Here is a 19,859-nt window from a genome sequence, read left to right on the forward strand (position 1 = left end):
ATTATCAATTATCAATTATCCATTATCCATTATCAATTATCAATTATCCCCGCATTTCTAAGGGTAAAAAGATTGTCAGCACTTGTCCATGTTGGTGACGGTTACGGACAATTAGTTTACCTCCTAGGGCTTGAAAGAGGTTTTTAGTCACGCTCAGATTTAGGCTGAGGTTGCCGGTTTCTGGCTGAAACATCAACATTTGACCGAGAGATTTGAGGGCCTGAGTCCCCGAAACCGAAGGTTCGGAATTAGAGCAGGCATGGGTTTGGGAGTGGAGTTCTACCTTCAACTGATGTCCGGCGAGGGAAATTTCAACTCGGAGTTTGCCTCCGGCGGGTAAGGTAGAGGTGAAGTTATCGATCGCCCCGGTGAGGACTTGATCCAACAAGGAGGGGTCACTGACCACTGAGGGCATTTTTTGAGGCAGAATCACATCTAAGGTGAGGTTGCGTCGGCTGGCTTGTTTTTCCCAGCGCGGGATACAACTATTTAAAACATGGGTGAGGGAGGTGGAAGTGAGGTGCACTGGCGCGTGAGCATCCTTGGTGGTTTCCAATTCCACTGCCCGGAAAAATAACCCAAAGCGGTCAATTTGTTCGCTACATTCACGATCAATCGCTTCTAAACGTTTGATAATCTCGGCATCGAGATGGCGGCGTTTGAGTAGGAGTCGGGTGAGGGTGCGGATGGTGGCTAAAGGCGTTCTAACTTCGTGGGCGATCGCCTGTAATAATTCCACATCCAACGCCGGAGATTGGTTGCGGACGTTCTTACTCGCTGCATCCCGCAGGTCATCTAAAGGCGGGTCGATCTCCGGTTGGCGCGGATTAGCCGTTGTGGCAGAGACGGTTCCCACAGCCTTTCTCCCCTTTGATCGCAGGGTTTTGGCAGTCCCTGGGTCTGGATTACTCAGGGCCGTTCTCCGTTCCCCAGCGGTTGAAACCCGAGAATTCCCCTCGGGACGGGATACTTCCCAACAAATTTCCGCCTCACCATTGGGACAATCCCCACCAGATTGAGGTAAGGCCCGCATGGAGGAACCCCACCCGGTCCAATCTGCCGCGAATGCTTCCATTTCATCCAGCATTTCGCGATCGAGTTCTACGGGTTCGGGGAGATAGTCCAAAAGCTGTTGGGTAAACTGACAGACAATTTTGTAGTCTGGGGTGCAGGGTTGAAACCGTTGGAACTGCTGATCTAAGGTGGAAATAGCGGCCTGATTTTTGAAGGGTAGCAGACGCGATCGCAATCCTTGCCAGACTAAGGCGATCTCCTCTGGATCAAAGGAAAACTGAAATGCCGGTTGTCCCTGGGGGTTTAATCCCACCACCATGACGAGACTAAACCGCGCTGTCAAGACCAAACAAAATTGTTCTCGGGCCAGGGGGTCCCCGGTAAGTAGGGGTAAAACTGTTGGGTTGGAGGCATCAAAACCGCTATCTGGGGTCGGGGGGAACGGGGAGGAGGGTAACCAGGCGCTAGACTGCTGCACCCCAGCAAAGGTCCAGGTTGAGAACTGTTCTAAGTGGGTGGATTGAGTTAAAACCGGGACGGGACCGGATAAAACTAACCCTTTGCTAGAGAAGGAATGGCGGGTATCGGGGTCATTCTTGGCGAGTTCGCCATCGAGGAGGTCACTCAGGGAGGCAACTGCCCCTTGCCATTGGCGATCGGCCCGAATTCGGCGCAACCAAACCGTTGCCGCATCCCGGTGGGTCGTGGTCCCATTGCGATCGCCCGGATCTTCCCCAGTCAACCCTCTCTCTAGGTCCAAGGAATTGTCGGTTCTCCCCGCCTGTGCTAAAACCTCGCTAATCGTTGGTAAGACCCACTTGTACACGGAAATATCCCCCTCTACAGTTCACTGGTTCAAATCCTTAATTTTCAATAATTGAGCAAGAATTTGTAATTTAAAACTTGCTACAAACGCTTTAATCTAAATTCAACTGAAAACAAGATACTACTAGCCTATCTGGATCTTCCCCATAAAAACATTCGTAGAACCGAACAAATCAGTCGCAATCCCCGCAGAAAATAGGCCGGGTCACCCCCTTGATCCCGAATCGGTTTTACCCAGAAGGGGGCGATCGCCCCCTTCTGGGTAAAACCCCACCCGGTTGGTCTGTAATCAGTGAGGACAGCTATAGTAGAACATATCAATCATTTGCGTTGGAACTCGCCCTCAACCATGTCTACTTTGCTCGCTGATGCGAAAAACCTATTAGCTGAACTGATTGCTCGTTACGCCTCCCGGGTTGATTATTTAGCAATTCGCCTAGAAGAAGCGGAAGGCACCGATATCTTTTTGAGGGGTGAAAAGATTGAAACCCTAAGTGAGGGAGTCTCGATTGGGGGACAAGTCCGCGCTTGCTATCAGGGGGGTTGGGGCTTTGCTAGTTTTAATCAACTAGCAGGACTGGCAGAACGAATCGAAGAAGCGATCGCTGCTGCGCGATTAGTCGGGGATGAAGAAACCATTTTAGCCCCCGTGGACCCGGTACAAATTACCTGTGAACTGTTACTCACCGGCACTGACCCGAGAAAGATTCCGATTATCGACAAAAAGAGATTGTGCGATCGCTATACGGATATCCTCCGACAAGTTGACCCGCGCATCACCACCACCTCGGTTCGTTACAGTGACAGTGCTCAACGCATCCTCCTGTTCACCTCAGAAGGAACAATCCTAGAACAGTCTTGGGTAGATATGGAAATGCGCTTTGCCGCCACTGCACGGAATGGGGAAACGGTCCAAACGGGACGAGAAACCACCGGATCTCGGAAAGCTTATGAAGATTTAATCCAGCTTGATTCCCAAGTGCGAGGGGCCGCCCAAAGAGCGGTAGAAGCCCTCTCCCTGCCTTCGGTGAAAGGGAACACCTACCAAGTTGTAATTGACCCCATTCTGTCGGGATTGTTCGTTCATGAAGCCTTTGGACATCTTTCTGAAGCTGATATGGCGTATGAAAACCCCGATTTGTTGGAAGTGATGACCCTGGGACGCCGGTTTGGTCCTGAAGAGTTACAAATCTTTGATGGTGCGGCCCCTCCGGGTCATCGCGGAAGTTATCTTTATGATGATGAAGGAACACCTGCCACAACAACTCAGTTGATTAAAGATGGGGTACTCGTCGGACGCCTCCATTCCCGAGAAACTGCGGGGAAATTAGAGGAAACTGCCACAGGAAATGCCCGCTGTTTGAATTATCATTATCCTCCCATTGTCCGTATGACGAATACTTGGATTGAACGGGGAAAGACTCCGGTTCAGGATTTATTTACGGATATTAAAGAAGGGGTTTATGCCCGCAATTGGCTGGGAGGAATGACGAATGGGGAAATGTTTACCTTCAGTGCTGGGGAAGCTTGGATGATTAGAAATGGTCAATTAGCTGAACCTGTGCGAGATGTCACCCTTTCGGGGAATGTGTTTAGTACCTTAGCGGATATTGAGGCGATCGGGGATGATTTCTATTGGGATGAATCTGGCGGTTGCGGCAAAGGTGGACAAAATGGGTTACCTGTAGGCTGTGGCGGTCCCAGTCTGCGAATTCGCAATGTCGTCGTAGGGGGCGAGTCGGCGTAGGTTTTTCCAGTTTAATAGACCTCTTGCAAAAATCCGGATTGATCCCCTCAACCCCCCTTTTTAAGGGGGGCTTTAAAGAATTTTGCCAGAAGTTTAATGACCAATGCCAGGAGAAGAAACCGGGTTTCTAGCCGAGATTTGGGAAAAATTGACAGAAAGTTTGTAAAGAAATCCGGTTTCTAACCTCTACTGTACCCCGAAACTAAAAACCAACCATAGAGATTCTGAGACAGCCTTTACTTACTGAAGTGAGGGGAGGGAAGGCGGGACTTCTGATTGGTAAAGGTTTTCCATTTCCGCCAGGGTTGCTTCGGGGTCGCTATGGCTAGATTTTACCACATAATTAAGTTTTAATTCTTCAAGAAAATCGGTGAGTAAGACTTGTATTTCTTCTTGGGTTTGCCGATCGCCTAAAGCTTGTCGAAAGGCTTTATTGAACTCCTGACTGAGGCGATCAAATAGCAGTCGCCCTTCTACATCAGCATAAGAGGTTTCCAAAACGGTTACCGTAGTTTGTGCTAAATTAGAAGCCATCTGTTCGGTAAAATCTCGCGGCAAATTCCCGAGCCCCGGAACAGCTTTAAGGCTTTGATAAACCGCAGAATCTTTAAATGCACCTTCTATACTATGATGCAAAACGGCTTCTAATTCTGGCTTAATTTGCGGCAAAACTTTGTAGATGGTTAATTCTAGGAGTCTGTCGGTAATGACTTCAATTTCATTCACATCATTCAAGTCGATCGCGGGTTCGGGATTCAACAAGGATTGGGCGGCAGTGCCCTCTCGAATGGAGTCTTGTGCTTGATTGATAAAGCGAACCATCACAAATCGCGACAGGCGATCGGCGAGTTTAGCCGCCGGTTCATGGGTCATCTGGACTATGATGCGATCGAAATTAACCAATTGACTCTGTTGCAGCCTCACGGCAACTGGAATCACCCGCAACCCTCGCCAAAACGGTAAAAACAATAAAACATCATACCAGCGTCGTAACATCGCATCGATCCAGCGTAAGCCCGTAATCCGGCGATGAATAAAGAAGGTATGCAGTAGGAATTCTAGTCCAAATAGACACATAAATAAAATATCAATTCGCCAGAATTCATCAACGACTTGCCCAATTTCATTGATATTTCGGAAATAATTACTGGCAATTAAAGGGTTTATCTGATTTTGAAAAAAGTTTAATTCTTGACTTAAATTATGGCTACTTAAATAACTCGAAGTCCAAAAGGTTTGAAACGCTTCAGAAGCATACTCGGTCCCCAAATGCTGACGCATTCGCCTTTGAATTTTGGCAAACGTGCCGAACTTACCCGCAGCCATAAAGGGGTTTTCCTTGAGCATTCCCTCGCTTTCATGGCGTAAAGATTCTAGCAAATTCTCCACCTGGGGCGTTTCCAGGGAACTTTGAGGCTGTTGGAGTTCCCGGATTAATTGATGGACGGTTGCCAGGTATTTTTCAGTTTCAGGATGGGGCTCAATCCCTTTAAGTTTATCATAGGTGCTCACAACGGAGGGGACTTGGTGAAAATAAATATCACGCAGGGGAATATATGAGGAATCGAACCCGACTAACAGCAAATTGATAACGGCGAGAATCGCCATAAATTTTTTAAACCAGTCAATCGGTCCCCGGGTATTCGGTAGACTTTCTGGGTTGGCAGTTTTTAGGGTTTCCATTTTCAAGACAGAGATTAAGTTAGAAGTAAAACTATCCCGGTTGGGGTTTAGTTCCTATTGTCTCTATCTGACATCAAAGCGACATCTATCTGTTGGATGAGGTGTTCTATCGTTGAGGAATTATCTAAGATGACATCCGCCTGAACACACTTTTCAGCTAAGGGCATTTGGCTATTAATTCTAGCCTGAGCTTGTTCTCGGGTCAATCCATCGCGTTCCATCAATCGCTGAATCTGGCGATCGCCAGGACAAGATACCACCCAAATTTCTGTAACTAAATCCGTCATTTGTGCTTCAAACAACAACGGAATCACTAATACTGCGGTAGACTGTTCTGGCAAAGCTGCAATTTCTCGAAGGAAGCGATCGCGTACTTGGGGATGGATTTGTTCCTCTAACCACTGTTTTTCCGGGGGTTGAGTAAACACAATCTCCCCTAGCTTCTGGCGATTCAGACTGCGATCGGGCAGTAGCAACGAACTCCCATACCGCTTTACAATTTGATTTAACACTTCTGAACCAATCTGCACCGCTTTCCGCGCATAAATATCCGCATCAAATACAGGTAAGTGGTGATGATTCTTCAAATAATTAGAAACAGTAGTTTTACCTGTAGCAATTCCACCTGTTAATCCAATTTGACGTTTATTTACCATGCTCAACCCTACGTCCAAATAAAAAATATTCCTAGTAACAGCTTTAGTCATTAGCTAATAGTTTAAGAAGCAACTTGAGTCGTTACTAGGAAGATTCAAGATGTTATACTTCGGGCAAAATTCTAAGAAGCCCCCCTTAATAAGAAGGGTTGGGGGATCAATCCTTTTTTTGTAAGAGGTCGATTAGTTAGGGATGTCTGGAATCGTGCCAGGATTGCCTTGCTTGGCTAAATATTGACTTAAGGCATAAGCCATATCTGCACGAGTCATGGGTTGTAAGGGATTCAGGTCGTTATTGTTGCTAACATTAACTAATTCTTCAAAAATAGCTGTAGCTAAGGCTTGTCTAGCCCAATCTGGGGTTTGATAGCCATCTCGATAGGAGGTTAAAATGCGATTTACCTCGGTATCATTGAGCATTAAAACTCCAAAAGCTTGGGCAAAAATGGCAAATCCTTCGGCGCGAGTTACGGATTGATTGGGATGAAATCTGCCGGTTAAATCGCCTTTCATAATCCCGGTTTTTAGGGCGATTTCAATGTCTTTATAGGCCCAGTGTGAGGGCGGAACATCGGAAATGGGTTGATTTTGACTCGTGACTGTATTGCGTTGGTCTAGTTGAAAGGTTTTGACGAGAATTGAAGCAAGTTCGGCCCGCACAACTCCGCGTTCCGGATGAAATTCCCCGTCAGAATAGGGAGTCATTAACCCAGATTCAAGGACAATTTGAATGGGATTAAGGGATTGTTGTGCTTGCACGGAAATGATCAGGCTTTGCAGCAGTAAGGTGGCGGAAATGACGGTTAAAAGTTTCTTCATAGCAGGGGGATAGTTCTCTCAAAACGGTTAGGGTTGAGCGCGCTTTGTATCAAGGGTCAGGAATCCAGGTGTGATAGAGTCTGGTATGGATGGTATTGATCGCTCTATATGAGGTCCCTCACCTCCCTAAACAGCGCTATGGGATAGAACTACAACGGGGGTTTGACTCGATAAGGATTTTCTGCTACGATGGCGCTGCTCAAGGGACGATGTTCTATTATCCGATCGCCTGGGGCGCAAGGCAAGGGAGTCGTCGGTACTATCCGAGGGTGGGGTCTGGGGCTTCCCTGAAAAAAAAGTTTGGGGTTGAGCTTGAACTCTTTTGAAAACTAGGATACAATTAAATCCAGCCGTGATGCCTCATCCTCTATCTCTCCAACTCAGAGGATTCCCAGCCGAGTCTCTAGGCTACGATGAGATCATGCCTGAGAGCCTAATTGAAGCCACAATCTTTAGGGAACCATCCCGGAACCCACCCGTCTCAACCTCCGTAGTTTCACGTACAGAGAAAGTTCCGTAATTTTACTGAGTTAGATCGAGCGATTCCACCGATGATTTTTCCAGAGATGAGCGACAGAATAGTAAGCATAGAGTTCAGGTAAAAGATTATGCAAGTTACAGCAACCGTCCGCGATATGTTCATCAATGCTTCTCTCTCTCAGCAAATCAGTTTCCACGATTGGGTACTCTTAAACGCATTACCCGAGTCTAACCTCTCTCAAGAAGAGAGACGGATGATCAAACGCTTAATGCACAGCGTGAGACGAGGTTGGTTTAGAGTGCTAAGCTAATCCAGACCATCAGGGCATTTTTCTCAACCCCGGTTTGACAGAAACCGGCTTTTTATCTGCAAAGGATCAAGGAATCCTCTCACCAGTTGTTAGAGAGTAAGGCTTGTAGCAAGCCGTCGAGAGTATATTCCTGAGCTTCCACATCAACTCTTCCCAGTAATTCATAACAGGTTTTTGACGTTTGCGGACCAATTGAAGCAATTCGCACGTTATGTAATAAGCTTTGCCAAGGACGATCGCCACTGCGGGATTCGCGATCGAGTAGCTGACAAAAGTTTCGCACGGTTTTTGAACTGGCAAAGGTGACGATATCAATGCGCCTCTGTTGCAGTGCATTCCATGCTTCCGGCGCGATCGCATCAGGACAACCGGACTCATAAGCGGCAACTTCTTCCACAATCGCACCTTGAGTCGTAAACTCCGCAACCAATACCTCTCGTCCCCCGGTTTCCACCCGAGGAAACAAGATTTTTTGTCCCGATACATCCTCGGGAAATTGTTCTACCAGGGAATCGGCAACAAAATCAGGGGGAATATAATCCGCTGTCAAACTCCGCTGTTGTAAGGTGGCAGCAGTTTTTTTGCCAACCACTGCAATTTTAACCCCTGCCAGGATTCGGGTATCTTTTCCTATGGCAAGGAGGCGATCGCAGAAGTAATCGACGGCATTGGCAGAGGTGAGAATTAACCAGTCAAACTCTGAAATTCGGGCGATCGCACTATCCAGAGACTCCCAACTGGAGGGAGGACGAATTTCTAACGCAGGCATTTCGATCGCCATTGCACCGGCATCGGTTAGCATTTCAGTAAAGGTACTGGATTGTCCTGCCGATCGCGTAACGAGCACGGTTTTTCCCGTTAAACCCGAGGCAGAATTAGGGGAAGAATTGGCAGCGTGAGATGAATAGTTAGACATGGAAACAGGGTCAGCAGAATCGGGAGAGAGTGGACGACGAGAGGGGGACTCCGGAAGCAAATAGTCGCGTAATTTGACCACTTCGCCAATCACCATCACCGCAGGAGAGAGAGATTCCCCTCGGGTGCGATCGCGGATATCGGCGAAGGTCCCAGTCCAAACAAACTGCCGACTGGTGCCACAAGCGCGAATAATAGCAATGGGAGTTTGTGGGGATTTGCCTTGTTGCAGCAACTGCCGCAGGATTTCATCCAGTTGCCGAGTTCCCATTAAGATGACAACCGTCGGCATTCGCGCCAGGGTTTCCCAGTCGAGGCGATCGCAATCATGTCCCGTCACCACGGTAAACGAGTGACTCATCACCGGATCAGTGAGGGGAATTCCGGCAAGTAAGGGTCCCGCTAACGCCGAAGAAATGCCGGGGATGACTTCATAAGCACATCTTGCCGCCTTCAATGCCTGGATTTCCTCCGTACAGCGTCCGAAAATAAAGGGGTCTCCACTTTTAAGACGTACTACCCGCTTGCCTTGCTGACATTGCGCTACCAAGAGGCGATCGATATCCCCCTGTTGCCAACTGGGTTGTCCACCGCGTTTGCCGACATGGATCCGTTGACAACCGGCAGGAGCCAATTGCAACAACTGCTCATCAATCAGGGCATCATACACGATCGCCTCCGCTTCTGCCAACAATTGCCGCGATCGCACCGTTAAATACGCAGCATCACCGGGTCCTGCACCCACTAAATAGACGATTCCCCCTGTTTGAGTCACAATTCCTCGTCCCTTTTGACATCCTCAGAAGGTATCTTACCCTGATTGCGGTGGCACTGCTGCCTTTTGTCGCAATTCTCCCCTCAACCCTGACTAAACTCCAATTCATATAGTATTTTCGATCAAGAGTGCTTCATCGAAAATTAGCTGAAACCATGTCAACCTCCCAGCAAACCATCTCCCTCCTCTGTCCCACGCGAGGACGTCCGGAACAGGCATTACGACTAGCTTTGAGCGTGTTAAACACGGCATCTCAACCCCAACGAGTCGAACTCCTATTTTATGTGGATGATGACGATCGGAAACAATCTGAATATTTGGAGGTGTTTAAAACCCATAAACCAAAATTAGACCGATTTCGGCGCTGTGGGTTTTTATTAGGAGAGGCGATCGGCATTTCCAAAGCATGGAATGAACTCGCCAGTCGCTGCGAAGGTAACCTCCTAATTATGGCAGCCGATGACCAAACCTACAACGATTTCGGGTGGGACGATCGCCTTGATATCGAAACCCAGAAATATCCCGATGAAATTTTTTGTATGTGGTTCAACGAGGGACATTGGCAAGAAAAACTCTGTACCTTTCCCATCGTTTCCCGCAAATGGTGTCAAACTTTGGGCTATTTTACAACGGGATTATTTGAATGCCTCTATGATGATATGTGGATTTGGGAACTTGCCAAACGAGTCGGCAGATTGCACTACATTCCCGATATTCTCACGGAACATTTACACTGGGGATATGGTAAAGCAGAAATCGATGAAACCTATCAGCATAAACAAGTTTCTGCCGACAAGAAATTAAAACCAGCAGTCTATCGAGACATGGATTTATATTGCAGAACCGTTCCCTATCGAGAAACCGATGCCAGACGGATTGCCGCAGTCATGCAAGGACAAGTTTTCCTCTACCCCGCCGAGTTAATGGTCCCCGGCAAATCCACTATCTTCGATCGCCGAGACTAAGATTAATTTTCCGATGTTGGTAGTAATGACTAAAATCGTTACTACCAACGGGAAACAACAGCATTTTAGAGTTCATCCCTTAAAGCAAATACCAAGTTAAAAACATAGTCCGACTTGTAATATTGATCCGGGGATAATTTCACCCAGTGGGGGGACTCGCTTCTTAATAAATAGGGACTGTATCCTAGGGATGCCATGAACTCTCGTAACTGTTTTTCATTGGTTCCCATTTTGTTTAAGGCGAAGCGATTGATTTCGGCGATGATGTAGGGGACCTGATAGGTGGTAAGGGTTTTTAAGGAACCTTGTAAAACCTGATATTCAGCCCCTTCGGTGTCGATTTTAATTAATTTAACCCCAGTTAATCCTTTGTCTCGGACAACTTCATCAAGGGTTGTCATGGATAGAGTGGAAGTTTGCCGGTAACTGCGACTGATTTTATTAAATTCATGCAGTCCCACATCCCATAATGCGTGTCCCCCATCATTATCAGCATTATAGAAGAACTCTACAGGTTTCGTTTCTGAACCCAATACGGTGGGAATTACCTGTATTTGGGGGAATTGATTTAAGGTAATATGGTCTTGAATCCAGTTGATATTAGTTTTATCCGGTTCAATGCTCATTACTCTGCCTGTTTCTCCGACTAGAATTGCCGCGAGGAGGGAGTAATAGCCAATATGTGCACCAATATCAATAAAAGTATCCCCAGGTTTCAACACTCGTTCTAAAAATTTAGATTCTTCGGGTTCATAGAATTTCCCCTGGGAAAAATAGTGCCACATGATTTTTTGACTGTATTTGGAAATATCCAAATTTAGATGCAGCTTGTGATATTCCTGATTCAGTCGAACTAATAGATCAACAGGTTTTTTGCTAGAAGATTGGGGGAGAGTTTGAGTCATGGATTAACAGGTAGAGTCGCGATTAACAGGAGAAATAATACCAAATTTAGGCATCAAGAATCATTTTTATTAGCCCGCCTGCGCGGGATTTTTCGTATAGCCCCACCTTGAGGGTGGAGGTTTTCTTACAGAATTTCGCCCAAAATTTCCAGAAGGCGATTAACTTGATTTTCCCAGGTCCATTGTTGCATAAATTGGACAGCAGCCATGCCTTTTCCCTGGGCTATTTCTCGATTGGAATAGAGGGTTTCCAGCATTTCGAGGATTTCCTCAATGTCTGATTCTCCCCATCCTTCGACCCCGAGAAAGTGGGGGGTAGATTGGACAGGTTTCTGAGTTTTTAAGGCATAGCAATGATTGGGGTCAATCAAGTCTAAATGTCCAGTATTTGCCGATAAAATCGTAGGAATTCCGCAAGCCATTGTTTCCATTGCCACAAGGTTGGTTCCGCCTTCGCATCGATTGGTAAACAAGGCACAGTCGGCTTCACGGATGATTTGCGGCATCAGATAATTGGGGATTGCACCAATATCGATAAAGGACTCAGGATTTAACCCATTATTAAGTAGCCAATCGGGAATATTTAAGCGTTTATCCGCCCCAACTTGAGGCAGTCCTTTGACATGACCCGTGGTTTCCAGTCCCCGCATGAATTGGGGCCAAAAATTATGCCATGCGGTGATAAGTAAGGCTTCAGGGTGACGTTTTTGGAAGGCTTTAAAGGCAGCAATGACGATATCTTGCCCTTTGCGATATTCTAATTTTCCGCCACTGAAGATGACGAAGCGATCGCCAAATAAATTAGACTTGGGGGCGGGATGAAACAAGGTGGGGTCAATCCCTTGGGGTAATGCCTGAACTGTAGTGATTCCCTGACTTTTGAGAACCTCGGCATTCCAAGTGGAACCGGCAATAATTAATAAATAGTCTTGGGCTAATTGGCGTTTTTCTGGGGTTAAATTCGTATCTTCAAAGAAAATTAACCCGATATTTTGTTTGCCGCCCAGTTGTTGGGTGGTGGCAAGACTGATAAAATTATTGCCGAGGGCATGAAGGACGGGAAAATCACACCAAATGGGTTTACCGGGGTTTTGATTCCGCAATTGTTCTAAATTTTGATACCGATCGCACACAGGTTTGAGTTGCGATCGCACCAACGGATTCACGACCCCCGTGGTATCCGGTTGTAGTAATAACATCGGTTCATATCCCGGATTTTTTTGCAGTTGGAGGGTGAGGTTTGTCCCATAAATCCCCCACCCTGTCATCTGATTGATCGGCCATGCAAGGCCCAATCTCAAGGGATTCTGAGGGGTTTTAGAAAGGGGTTGGGTGCGATCGCAACTTGATTCAGTTATCATCGATTTCCGGTTCATCTTGACTTCACCTTCTAACCATTTTTTCCCGAGCAAAGAGGGGTTTTGTTTCGGCAGCCCCACCTTTCCAGAATTCTCTACCGTTTGCCGTAATTCTGTGGCAATGCGATCGCCTACTTTCTGCCAGTCTCCCGGTTGTTGTTGTCGGAATAATCGCAGAGTCGGATACCAAGGCGAATCGGAACCTTCCAGTCCCCAACGCCAATCGGGAGTATAAGCTAACAATAACCAAGTGGGTTTACCCATCGCCCCGGCTAAATGGGCAACGGAAGTATCTACGGTAATAATTAAGTCTAATTGGGCGATCGCCGCAGCCGTATCAGCAAAATCATGGAGGGATGGTCCTAAATCCTGAATGGGTAAGTTCATCCCTTGCCAAATTTCCCCCGCTTTGCCTTTTTGAAGACTATAAAATTGTACCCCAGGAACCGTTAAGAAAGATTTAAAAACATCTAGGGAACAGGACCGCTTATAATCCATTTTGTGGTTAGGATTTCCTGCCCAAACAATCCCTATTTTAAACGGGGCTGCGGATTCAAGGTTTAATTGCCGGGAATAGGGAGGCTGAATATAAGGAATGATAGCCGGAATTGTGGTTAAATTTATACCCAAAATTCGGGGCAAACTCATTAGGGGAACCCAACTGTGAAACGGTTCTAACTCCTGCTGATTGGAACTAACATTCTCAATACCCGGAACACTTTTTAAGATAAAAACTAGAGGCGCAGAAACTAAGGCAACCACCCGGATTCCCTGTTGAGCAAGTAAGGGGGCATAGCGGATAAATTGGAGGGTATCCCCTAATCCTTGTTCCCCATATAATAGGAGTGTCTTGCCCGTTAAATCTGCACCCTCCCACCGAGGAACCTCAAAGTGAGGTGGGGTGGGGTATCCTTTGACGCGCCACCGCCATTCGTATTCGGCAAAACCGCCGCGTAAGTCTCCCGCAGTCAGGAGACTGAGGGCGAGGTTGAGGTGAGCTTCCGCCGAGTCTGACTGAATTTGGAGGGCGCGATTATAGGCAGCGATCGCCTCTGTAGTTTGATGTTGTTCCTGGAAAGCCGTTCCCAGGTTAATTTGAGCGTCAATATACTGGGAATCCAAGGCAATTGCCCGCTGAAAACAAGCTATTGCCTCAGTAATTCTGCCTGCCTTGAGGAACAGAGTCCCCAAGGTGTTATGCGCTTCTGTATAGTTGGGGTCAAGGGTAGTTGCTGCCTGGATATAGGCGACTGCCTCCGTCACATTTCCCACCTCTTTTAGGGCATTTCCCAGATGATAGTGAGCTTGACTATGATGGGCATCTATGGCGATGACTTGGCGATAATGGGCGATCGCTTCCCGGAAATTTCCCTCGTCCGACAAGGCATTTCCCAGATTATAATGGGCAGGGAGACAATGGGAATCGACGGCGATCGCTTGTGCTAAATAGGAAATTGCCTCACCTGTTTTGCCCAAACTGCGTAAGGCTGCCCCGAGATTGATATAGGCAGGGAGATAGCGAGAGTCGGCAACGATCGCTTGTTTGTAATACCCAACAGCCGTATTAAGTTTTCCCCCTTGATGGGCGATCGCCCCTAACAGTTGCCACCCTTGCGCCTGAGTGGGATACTGACGCAGCAACACTCGGCAACGGCGTTGGGCGTCGGCAAAATTTCCCGCTTCGTAATCTTGGCGGGCGAGGGCAAATTCTGGGCTGATTGTCGGAGGTTCCGGTAAGACAACCCGCGTTGCCACTATTTCGGTTAAACTTTGTGCCACCTCATCAAAGACCCCTTGCCAATCCCCCCGTTCCTCCTGGCGAAACAAGCGCATTGTCGGATACCAAGGGGAATCACTGCGCTTCAGCATCCACCGCCAATCTGGGGCATAGCTTAACGCTACCCAGACGGGTTTACCCAAAGCACCGGCTAAATGTGCGATGGACGTATCTACCGTAATCACTAAGTCTAATTGAGCGATCACGGCGGCGGTATCGGCTAAATCCTGTAAGTGCGGGGCTAAGTCTTGAATGGGGAGATTTTGCTGCCGAATTCGGGTTTCTTCCTGCCCTTTTTGGAGACTATACCACTTAACACCCCGGATATTGAGCAGGGGGAGAAAATAGCGTAAGGGACAAGAACGAGTGCGATCGCCCTTATGGTGTGGATTCCCTGCCCAGACGATGCCCACCTTAAATTCTGGGGCATCTAATATAACAGGGGCTAAATGGGTGGGAGTGAGATAGGGAACTTCTCCCGGGATGGTGGTTAAAGTTGTTCCCAGGAGGTGAGGCAAGCTCAACAGGGGAATCCAGACATCAATCGGGGCTAAGTCGGACCAATAGGCACTGACGCGATCAATGCCCGGTACGCTGGCAAATAAGCGCACCAAGGGTTGGTTAACCAAGGCAACGACTCGCCCCCCCCGTTGGACGAGTAAGGCTCCGTAGCGGATGAATTGGATACAATCTCCCAATCCTTGCTCGGCATGGAGTAAAATTGTCTTCCCTTGGAGATCGGAACCGTCCCAAAACGGCGCAGGAATAGGGGGTAAATCGGGTGCGGCTTTCACCCGCCAGCGCCATTCATAGTCCCGAAATCCCTGACGTAAGTCACCTTGGATGAGTAAGGCAATTCCTCGGTTGTTATGGGCTTCGGAGTAATCCGGTTGTAGGTGTAGGGCGGTGTTATAGCAGGCGATCGCCTCCTCGACTCGTCCTAAGTCGTGCAACACCAACCCTAAATTATTGTAGCCTTGGGCATACTGGGGATTTAGGGTGATTGCCTGGTCAAAGTGAGGAATAGCCGGTTCTAATTCGCCTAATTCATGCAATACCATCCCTAAATTATTATACCCATCCACATGGTTCGGTTGCAACCCAATCACCCGATGAAACTGGGCGATCGCCGCTTCCCGGTTTCCCAGTTCCCACAAGGCATTTCCTAAGTTGTAATGCAACCCCACTTCTTGCGGGGCATAAGGTAAAGCTTGGTGATAACAATCGACGGCTGCTTGAGAGTTTCCCTGAGCTTTTAAGAGCATTCCCAAATTCGTTAAAGCTACGGGATGGTTCGGCATTTGTTCCAACACTTGCCGATATAACCGTTCCGCTGTGGTTAAATCTCCCTCCTGATGAGCTGCAATCCCGCGTCCCAGTTTAGCACTCCCATTTTGGGGCATTTCTGCCCGGTTTTCTGTCAAGTTCAATATTTCAATTAAGGCTTGTTTCACCGCCTCAAAAACACTTTGCCAATCCCCGGGCTTACGTTGGCGAAACAGGCGTAGGGTCGGATACCAAGGCGAATCGGTGCGATGCAAAAACCACCGCCAATCCGGTGCAAATGGCAGCAACACCCAAGCCGGTTTTCCCAAGGTCCCGGCTAAATGAGCCACTGCCGTATCCACCGTAATGATTAAGTCTAATTCCGCCATAACTTCTGCGGTATCTAGGAAATGATTCAATTGAGGGGACAAATCTTGAATCGGGACTTTCGGGGATATTTGAGTGAGTTCACCGGAGTCCTTTTGTAAACTGTAAAAGATTATTTTATCCGCTTTTAAATCTTCTACTAATTGGATAAAATAAGAGACAGAACAAGAGCGTTTTATAGCGGTAGGATTTTCATGATTTGCTGCCCAAACTATCCCAATTTTGAAAGAGGGAGAAACGAGGGAATTTGGGGCGGGGGTTTTTAGAAGAGATCCTCCCCAACCCCCCTTAAGAAGGGGGGAGTCGGAGGCATTTTGGTCGTTTGGCACTAGAGATACATCAACCTGTGCAGGCGGGCTTTGTTCCGATCGCCCTACCCGAGAAGGGCGCGGGGGACGCACCATTAAATACGGAATTTCACGGGGAATGGTTTCTAACGTTGTACCAAAAATTCGCGGTAAACTCATCAGGGGCGCATGAACATCAAACGCCGGTAAAGGTTCATCCCTCAGAACCACGATATCCACCCCTTCTAGCTGTTTGAACAAGGGAAATAGGAGGGGATAAGACTCCAGGATTACCCGCCCGCCGTGGGCTGCGACAAGGGGAATATAGCGGATAAATTGTAGGGTATCTCCGAATCCCTGTTCACTATGGAGGAGAATAGTGCGCCCGGTGAGGGGCGAACCGTCCCATATCGGTTGCAGAAATGGACGGGGTTTGAGGGTTTCAGTTTGCCACCGCCATTCATATTCCCTGAATCCTTGTCGGTAATCCCCGGAGATCAGGAGGGAGAGGGCGCGATTCCAATGGAACATCACGGTGTGAGGTGCGATCGCGATCGCCCGATCATAGCAAGCGACTGCCTCGGCTAAATCCCCATAATCATGCAAGGCGACGCCGAGGTTATAGTGAAATTCCGCTGAATCGGGAGAGCGATCGCAGACTTGCCGATATTGCGCGATCGCCGCCTCTAAGTCTCCCGATTCTTTGAGTGCATTCCCGAGATTCGTCTGTATTTGCAGGTCCTGCGGATCTAAGGCAAGGGCTTGCTGATACTGAGCGATCGCCCCTTGATACTCTCCCTGTTCTAGGTACAAATTACCTAAATTATACAACGCTTTGGTATAATCACCTCGGAGGGCGATTGCTTGGCAGTAATGGGCGATCGCCTCTGCCTGTTGTCCCTCCAACTTCAAAGAATTTGCCAGATTGTAATGCAACTCCGGCACATTCGGATATATCTTAATGGCTTTTTGATACCCAGCGATCGCCCCGAGATTGTCTCCTTCCTGGGCAGCGATCGTCCCCAACAGGTGCAATGCCAGCAGGTTTTCCGGTTCCCGATGCAGAATTTCCCGACATAGAGTGTGTGCCAGGGCAAAATTCCCGGTTTCGCAGTGTTTTTGAGCCATTTCCAAACCGTGCGAAACAGAGAGTTGTGAGTAAGGGTTCGCGGATTGATTCACGTCCATTATTTAAAGGCTATCGGGGAGGGTGCTGATCTGAAATTTACGCCAACAAACAAGCCACGGGAAACATGATATATTCTAAGAAAAACAGTTTCCAAATAAATTGATAGCAAGCGGCGATCGCGACTTTATCCTCTAAATCCACCTCCCGACTGCGCCACCATAACCCAAGTAATGCCACACTATGGGCGATCGCCAAGACAAAGGGATTGATTTGAGGTAACCACAGAAAAGCAGCTACGCTGGTAGCAATATAACAGATTACAATCACCCATCGGGCTAAATCGAAGACAGTCCGCGCGCCCAAGTGCAGGGTCCAGGTGTTAATCTGATAAAGCCGATCGCCTTCCATATCGGGAATATCCTTAAAAATGGCGATCGCAAACGTAAAGCCTAAGACAAAGAAAGTCAGCGCCCAGATTGAGGGGGGAATCATCAACGCCCCCTCCCCTTGCATCACCCATTGGTAATGTAAAAACAATCCTAAATTAACAATAATTCCGCGCACGGTAAAAATGCAAAAAGACGCCCAAAATGGAAAGCGTTTTAAGCGGATAGGCGGCATGGAATAAACGGTTCCCAATCCTAAACTAATTCCCACCGTTGCCAACAACCAAGGACCTTGCAAATAGGCTAAAGCAACGGCTAAAATTCCCGTAATCCCTACAATGATTTGCCCTTGTTTGCGAGAAAATTCACCAGCGGCAACGGGTAACTCAGGCTTATTAATTTGGTCAATTTCGATATCAAAAAGTTGGTTTAATCCAACAATATAAACATTTCCACACAGACAGGTGAACCAGGTTCCCCATAAGGGCAATAGGGCGTTCCCAGTCAGGCTGTCCCCCGAAAAAGCCCAGGCGATCGTAAACAAACCAATCGCACTCAAACTCGTGCCAATAATCGTATGGGGGCGGGTAAATTTCCAGAACGAATAGAGCCAAGGGGCATATTTCTGGACCCGATTCATTTCAGCCGGTTGAGAAACCGCAGGGGGAGAGGGAGAAATTTGGCTCATAATCTAGCTAAAATATAGACTCACCACAACAGCAAAGACAGTCAAAAAAATTAGGATTTCGTCCCACAGAGTAACCCATATCGAATTAATCCTTGCTGGTATCCATCACGCATCAATCCTAGAGCCAGCGCCCCTTGAATAGTTTGCCAACCGGAGAATAATAATCCTAAAAGAACCGAAGGATCAAAGGCAGAATCAATCACTAAATCCCAAAAGGGAGCCACCGCTTCGGACCAATCTGCCACCTGAATTCCTTGGAATCCAATTTCTCGGGCAATTGTCTCATATTCGGGCAAAGAAATTACATAGGGCAGGCAATAAACCTTATAAATTTCCATTAATTGATGCCGTTCGCGATCGCTCAGGGGGGCACAGGGCGGTGCAACGGGACGATGACACCAGGTTGCCATCATCAACGCGCCTCCGGGTGCCAAAACCCGATAGCATTCCTGTAAAAACTTCTTTTTATCCGGCATATGTTCGCCGCTTTCCAGGGTCCAAACGAGATCGAAGGAATCATCGGCAAAGGGCAATTCTAGGGCATTGGCGACGCGAAACTCAGCCCTTGGTCCCGGGGTCGTCCGTTCCCCTTCCCCACCCGAGGAGGTAGCAATTCCGGCTTCTCTGGCTCGTTCGGTAGCCCGGGCTGCCTGGACTGGACTTAAAGTAATTCCGATAGCGCTGGCGTTAAACTTTTGTGCTAAGTATAAAGAACTACCACCGATGCCGCACCCAACATCTAAAATCGTGGAAACCTGGCTGGTGAGGTCCTTAGACAACTGTACCCCCGTCCAAGCCAAGAGTTCCTCAATCAAGTCAATCTGCGCCTGTCGTCGATCCAACCGGCGATCGCCCCTCTCACCGTAATATCCATGATGCATATGTTCCCCCCAAACCCGTTCCCAGAGTCCGGAGGAAGCATCGTAAAACTGCTGAATTTGCTCGTACAAGTTGCTTGTCATCATGGCTAGTCAACACTCAGAAGCCGTTGGCTTACAGTAAAGCAGCCTCTATTGTAAACGATCGGGAACCGATTGGAAAAATCTGGCTTATGTTAGTAAAACGGCTTCCCTTGATCGGGGATTTCTCAAAAATCAAAGTGACTCACCCGATTTTTGAGGGATACGCTGTTCCCATTTTCCTCTCAGTCTGTCCAGCAATTTTGGTATATTTTAATCAAGTCCGGCGAGTCAATGACACATCAGAATAGTTCAATGCAGTTCGGATGCGCGTGGATGAAAACGAGAGAAGCTAAAACCGATTATTGAATTAGGCGATCGCGTCAATGAATTTGACCGCCGCTTAATTTCTTATATCGAACTTTTTCAGGTGAATAAAGCCCCGCAAACTGCTCACAGTAGAGAAGGCAAACTCGCCGCCAACCGTCTTCAACAACGGGTAGAAAAATTGGAGATGGGGAGGATGGGGAGGATGGGGAGGATGGGGAGGATGGGGAGGATGGGGAGGATGGGGAGGATGGGGAGGA

13 protein-coding genes are annotated in these 19,859 nt (G+C 47.8%); 4 read left to right on the top strand and 9 right to left on the bottom strand.

All coding sequences use genetic code 11. From position 1 onward, the window contains the following. Window positions 1-43: 43 nt before the first annotated feature. Window positions 44-1,840 carry a sensor histidine kinase gene (locus tag NG796_RS24415; protein ID WP_261209879.1) on the bottom strand — a complete coding sequence of 599 codons (1,797 nt, stop codon included), beginning with the start codon at window positions 1,838-1,840 and terminating at the stop codon, window positions 44-46. Window positions 1,841-2,188: 348 nt separating this feature from the next. Between NG796_RS24415 and NG796_RS24420 the strand changes: the two genes are divergently transcribed. Beyond that, on the top strand, window positions 2,189-3,586 hold the full coding sequence (locus tag NG796_RS24420; RefSeq protein ID WP_261209880.1) for a TldD/PmbA family protein: 1,398 nt from the start codon (window positions 2,189-2,191) through the stop codon (window positions 3,584-3,586). A 240-nt stretch (window positions 3,587-3,826) separates the two neighbouring features. Here NG796_RS24420 and NG796_RS24425 read toward each other — a convergent pair whose 3' ends face one another. The 3 genes from NG796_RS24425 to NG796_RS24435 all read right to left on the bottom strand — a co-directional run bounded on the left by NG796_RS24425 (window position 3,827) and on the right by NG796_RS24435 (window position 6,744). Continuing rightward, window positions 3,827-5,269, bottom strand: a complete 1,443-nt coding sequence (locus tag NG796_RS24425; protein WP_261209881.1) for a hypothetical protein — start codon at window positions 5,267-5,269, stop codon at window positions 3,827-3,829. A gap of 47 nt (window positions 5,270-5,316) precedes the next feature. Continuing rightward, the gene (coaE, locus tag NG796_RS24430; RefSeq protein WP_261209882.1) at window positions 5,317-5,925 is read right to left on the bottom strand and encodes a dephospho-CoA kinase; all 609 of its coding nucleotides are present in this window, start codon (window positions 5,923-5,925) and stop codon (window positions 5,317-5,319) included. A gap of 183 nt (window positions 5,926-6,108) precedes the next feature. After that, window positions 6,109-6,744: an S-layer homology domain-containing protein gene (locus NG796_RS24435; RefSeq protein ID WP_261209884.1), complete on the bottom strand. Its 636-nt coding sequence runs from the start codon at window positions 6,742-6,744 to the stop codon at window positions 6,109-6,111. 89 nt (window positions 6,745-6,833) lie between these two features. Here NG796_RS24435 and NG796_RS24440 point away from each other — a divergent pair, with 89 nt between their 5' ends. Further along, complete coding sequence (locus NG796_RS24440; protein ID WP_261209886.1) at window positions 6,834-7,070, top strand: hypothetical protein; 237 nt, start codon at window positions 6,834-6,836, stop codon at window positions 7,068-7,070. Between the two features lie 282 nt (window positions 7,071-7,352). Next, complete coding sequence (locus tag NG796_RS24445; protein WP_254567169.1) at window positions 7,353-7,535, top strand: hypothetical protein; 183 nt, start codon at window positions 7,353-7,355, stop codon at window positions 7,533-7,535. A 79-nt stretch (window positions 7,536-7,614) separates the two neighbouring features. Here NG796_RS24445 and cobA read toward each other — a convergent pair whose 3' ends face one another. Then, entirely contained in the window at window positions 7,615-9,225 is a 1,611-nt protein-coding gene (cobA, locus tag NG796_RS24450) for a uroporphyrinogen-III C-methyltransferase (protein ID WP_261209889.1), read from the bottom strand. A gap of 155 nt (window positions 9,226-9,380) precedes the next feature. On the opposite strand from cobA, the gene NG796_RS24455 reads away from it, so the two are divergent. Then, window positions 9,381-10,190, top strand: a complete 810-nt coding sequence (locus tag NG796_RS24455; protein WP_261209891.1) for a glycosyltransferase family 2 protein — start codon at window positions 9,381-9,383, stop codon at window positions 10,188-10,190. A 65-nt stretch (window positions 10,191-10,255) separates the two neighbouring features. Here NG796_RS24455 and NG796_RS24460 read toward each other — a convergent pair whose 3' ends face one another. From NG796_RS24460 to NG796_RS24475, 4 genes are all read right to left on the bottom strand, one after another. After that, window positions 10,256-11,095 carry an FkbM family methyltransferase gene (locus tag NG796_RS24460; RefSeq protein WP_261209893.1) on the bottom strand — a complete coding sequence of 280 codons (840 nt, stop codon included), beginning with the start codon at window positions 11,093-11,095 and terminating at the stop codon, window positions 10,256-10,258. 125 nt (window positions 11,096-11,220) lie between these two features. Next, on the bottom strand, window positions 11,221-17,298 hold the full coding sequence (locus NG796_RS24465; protein WP_261209895.1) for a tetratricopeptide repeat protein: 6,078 nt from the start codon (window positions 17,296-17,298) through the stop codon (window positions 11,221-11,223). Between the two features lie 97 nt (window positions 17,299-17,395). Beyond that, window positions 17,396-18,373: a homogentisate phytyltransferase gene (locus tag NG796_RS24470; protein WP_261209897.1), complete on the bottom strand. Its 978-nt coding sequence runs from the start codon at window positions 18,371-18,373 to the stop codon at window positions 17,396-17,398. 50 nt (window positions 18,374-18,423) lie between these two features. Continuing rightward, window positions 18,424-19,335 (bottom strand): methyltransferase domain-containing protein, encoded by a 912-nt coding sequence (locus NG796_RS24475; protein ID WP_261209898.1) that lies wholly within the window; start codon window positions 19,333-19,335, stop codon window positions 18,424-18,426. Window positions 19,336-19,859 lie beyond the last annotated feature (524 nt).

It is taken from the genome of Laspinema sp. D2d (assembly GCF_025370755.1).
Classification (GTDB): domain Bacteria; phylum Cyanobacteriota; class Cyanobacteriia; order Cyanobacteriales; family Laspinemataceae; genus Laspinema.